General features: G+C 74.6%; 5 protein-coding genes. All 5 read left to right on the plus strand.

From position 1 onward, the window contains the following. Positions 1-392 (plus strand): hypothetical protein (locus DQW85_RS25280; protein ID WP_205315394.1); only part of this gene is annotated, 392 nt, incomplete at its 5' end. An 82-nt stretch (positions 393-474) separates the two neighbouring features. After that, positions 475-837: a Zn-ribbon domain-containing OB-fold protein gene (locus DQW85_RS25285; protein WP_113702472.1), complete on the plus strand. Its 363-nt coding sequence runs from the start codon at positions 475-477 to the stop codon at positions 835-837. A gap of 2 nt (positions 838-839) precedes the next feature. Then, entirely contained in the window at positions 840-1,169 is a 330-nt protein-coding gene (locus DQW85_RS25290) for a VOC family protein (protein ID WP_338043415.1), read from the plus strand. Between the two features lie 13 nt (positions 1,170-1,182). Continuing rightward, positions 1,183-2,742: a class I adenylate-forming enzyme family protein gene (locus DQW85_RS25295; protein WP_113702471.1), complete on the plus strand. Its 1,560-nt coding sequence runs from the start codon at positions 1,183-1,185 to the stop codon at positions 2,740-2,742. A gap of 1 nt (position 2,743) precedes the next feature. Next, a partial coding sequence (locus tag DQW85_RS25300; protein ID WP_205315395.1) for an acetate--CoA ligase family protein occupies positions 2,744-3,033 on the plus strand: 290 nt, incomplete at its 3' end.

The following is a 3,033-nucleotide window of genomic DNA, read 5'->3' on the forward strand; positions in this document are numbered from 1 at the left end:
ACATCGTCGGGTGGAGCGGCTCGGCGGGCGCGGTGCGGGTGGCCGCCGACGGCACGGGGCCGGTCCGGTTGCGCATCGCCTACACCCGGCGCGACGGCGACGGCCCGGCCCGCACGGTCGCCGAGGAGACGCGCACCCTCACCGGCAGGACCGTCTACACCAGCGACGTGCTGCGCGACCTCGGGGACGTGGCGTGCGGCGCCCGGGCCCACTTCGGCCTCGTGGTGATGACGGAGCCCGCGGCGGGCAACGGGCCGCAGGTCAGCGAGACGGCCGTGGAGGGAGCGCCGTGCCCCGCCCCCTCCACCCCGCCCCCCACGGACGATGCCGGTACGCCCACCGGCGCTCCCCCGTCATCGGACGCCGAGAGCGAAGATCACCAGTCCCCGTAGGAGCGCGCCAGAACCTCGGAAGCGTGCGGACCGCCCGAGGCCGCTCTTGTCGACCAACCAAGCGTGCGCTAGCTTGGCAGCGATGGCCGGTGACACCTCCGCCTACTGGGCCGCCTGCAGGCGCGGCGAGCTGGTCATTCAGCGCTGTACGGCCTGCGCCCGGCGCGTCCACCTCCCCGAGGCGGACTGCCCCTGGTGCGGCGGTGGCCCGCTCGTCTTCGAGCCGGTCTCGGGTGACGGCGTGGTGCACACGTTCACCGTGGTGCACCGGTCGTTCGCACCCGGGTACCGGGGACGCGAGCCGTACGTGCTGGCCTGGGTGGACCTGCCGGAAGGGGCCCGCGCGTTCGGGCAGGTCGTGGGATGCGCGCCGGGCGAGGTCCGCATCGGGATGCCGGTGCGGGTGACGTTCATGGACGATCTACCGCATTGGAGGCCCCGTTGAGCGTGCTCGGCAAGGTCGGCAACGTGCTGATCCCGGTGGCCGACCTGGACCAGGCGATCGCCTTCTACGGGCTGCCGGTGAAGTTCCGCGACGGTGACAGGTTCGCCGCGCTGGACGGGGGCGGCGTCACCGTGGCGCTGGCCGGGCCGGCCGAACACGTCACCGAGTCGGCCGCGCCCTCCTACCGGGTGGACGACGTGGCGCGTGCCGTACGGGAGCTGTCGGCGCGTGGCGGCGAGGTGGTGCGCGCGCCCGAGAGCGGCCCGCACGAGACGCGCGCCGTGCTGCGGGATCCCTCAGGAAACGTCTTCGTGCTCTATTCGCCCCTCTGATCCGGAGGCCCCCATGGCGCGATCACCCTACGGCAACTACGGCCACGCCATCCTGACCGCCGGCGCGCTGCGCGACCCCGGCCGGGTGGCGCTCACCTACTGCGGCGAGCGCCGCTTCACCTACGACGAGCTGAACCGGATCGTCAACCGGCGCGCCCACGCCCTGCTCGCCGCCGGGATCACACCCGGGCAGCGGGTCGCGGCGCTGCTGAACGAGACCCTGCACGTGGCGGAGCTGTACCTCGCCCAGGCCAAGATCGGCGCGGTCACCGCGGCCCTGAACCCCTACTGGCCCGCCGACACGCTGCGCGCGGTCGTGGAGCACTCGCGGTGCACGGCCTTCGTGTACGACGCCACGGTGGAGCGGGCGGTCGCCGAGATCAGGCCGTCGCTGCCGGGCGTCACCACCTGGATCAAGGTAGGCGGCCGGGGCGCGGACGCGGTGGACCTCGACGCGCTGGCCACGGCCGCCTCCGAGGACGAGCCGCCGATCGAGGGCGGATACGACGACCCGCTCGCCCTCTACTACACCTCCGGGACGACCGGGCTGCCGAAGGCGGTCGTCCACACGCACGCCTCGTCGCTGGCGACCGCGCAGATCTGGCTGGACGTGCCGCGCGGGCCGGACGCGGTGTTCGGCACCGGCGCGATCATCTGGGGCATCGGCTTCCCGGCCATCGTCGGGCCCGCCCTGTACGCCGGGATGCGCCTGGTGCTGGAGCAGGACTGGGGCCCGGCGAACTTCCTGCGCGTGGTGCCCCGAGAGCGGGTGACGCACGTGTCGCAGATCCCGTCGTTCTACGCGGCGCTGCTCGGCTCCGCCGAGCACGAGGGCGTGGACCTGTCGTCGCTCCGCGTGATCATGCTGGGCGGGGAGCCGCTGACCGCCGGCATGCTCGAACGCGTCAAGCGGCGGCTGCCGGACGCCGCCGTCTACTCCTACTACGGCCAGACCGAGGCTCCCTACACGTGCATGGGCCGGGTGGACGACGGCTCGACGCCGCTCGGGTCGTCGGGCCGGGCGCGCACCGGGAACGCGGTGCGGGTGACCGGCCCGTCGGGAGAGCGGGTCGTGGACGAGGTGGGTGAGATCAACCTCGCGGGGCCGCACGCGATGACGGGCTACGACGGCCTGCCGGACAGGACGGCGGAGGTGCTGCGCGGCGGCTGGTACGTGGGCGGCGACCTCGGCACCGTCTCCGCCGACGGCGTGCTGCGGGTGCTCGGGCGGCGCGAGGACTCGATACTCAAGGGCGGCGTCTGGACCCAGCCGGTCGCGGTCGAGGAGGCCGCCTCGGCGCTGGACGGCGTGGCGGAGGCGGGCGCGGTGGGCGTCCCGGCCCACGTGGAGGGGCAGGACGCGGCGGAGCAGGAGATCCTGCTGGCCGTGGTGCCGCGGGGCGGGCACACGCTGGACGCCTCCAAGCTGGCTCTGGCGCTGGCCGACGCGCTGCCGCCGCACCAGCGCCCCGACCGCGTCGTGGTGGCGGACGAGCTGCCGCACTCCCAGGACGCCTCGGGCGGGCCGGGCAAGCTGCTGCGCCGCGAGCTGCACCGTCTGCTGGAGAGCTGAGGTGCCGGCGGAGCATCAGGCGAAGGAGCTCCTGCGGGAGGCCGGGGTACGGGTGCCGCGCGGGATCGTGGTCACCGACTCGGACCTCGCGGGAGGGGGCTTCCCGGGTATCGAGGGGCTGCGCGAGCCGCTGGTGCTCAAGGCGTTCGGTCCCGGGCTGGTGCACAAGTCGGACGCGGGAGCGGTCGAGCTGGGCCTGCGCCGCGCCGAGGTGGAGCGGGCGGCCGGCCGGATGCGCGCGGCCCTGGCGGCGCAGGGCGTCGCACCGGCGGGGTTCCTGGTCGAGGAGCA

Source organism: Nonomuraea lactucae (assembly GCF_003313395.1).
In the GTDB taxonomy this organism is placed as follows: Bacteria; Actinomycetota; Actinomycetes; order Streptosporangiales; family Streptosporangiaceae; genus Nonomuraea; species Nonomuraea lactucae.

What these genes read in the sequence shown, in the direction of transcription:
- DQW85_RS25285 (WP_113702472.1), top strand. Translation starts at nt 475, where the DNA reads ATGGCCGGTGACACCTCCGCCTACTGGGCCGCCTGCAGGCGCGGCGAG.
- DQW85_RS25295 (WP_113702471.1), top strand. Translation starts at nt 1,183, where the DNA reads ATGGCGCGATCACCCTACGGCAACTACGGCCACGCCATCCTGACCGCC.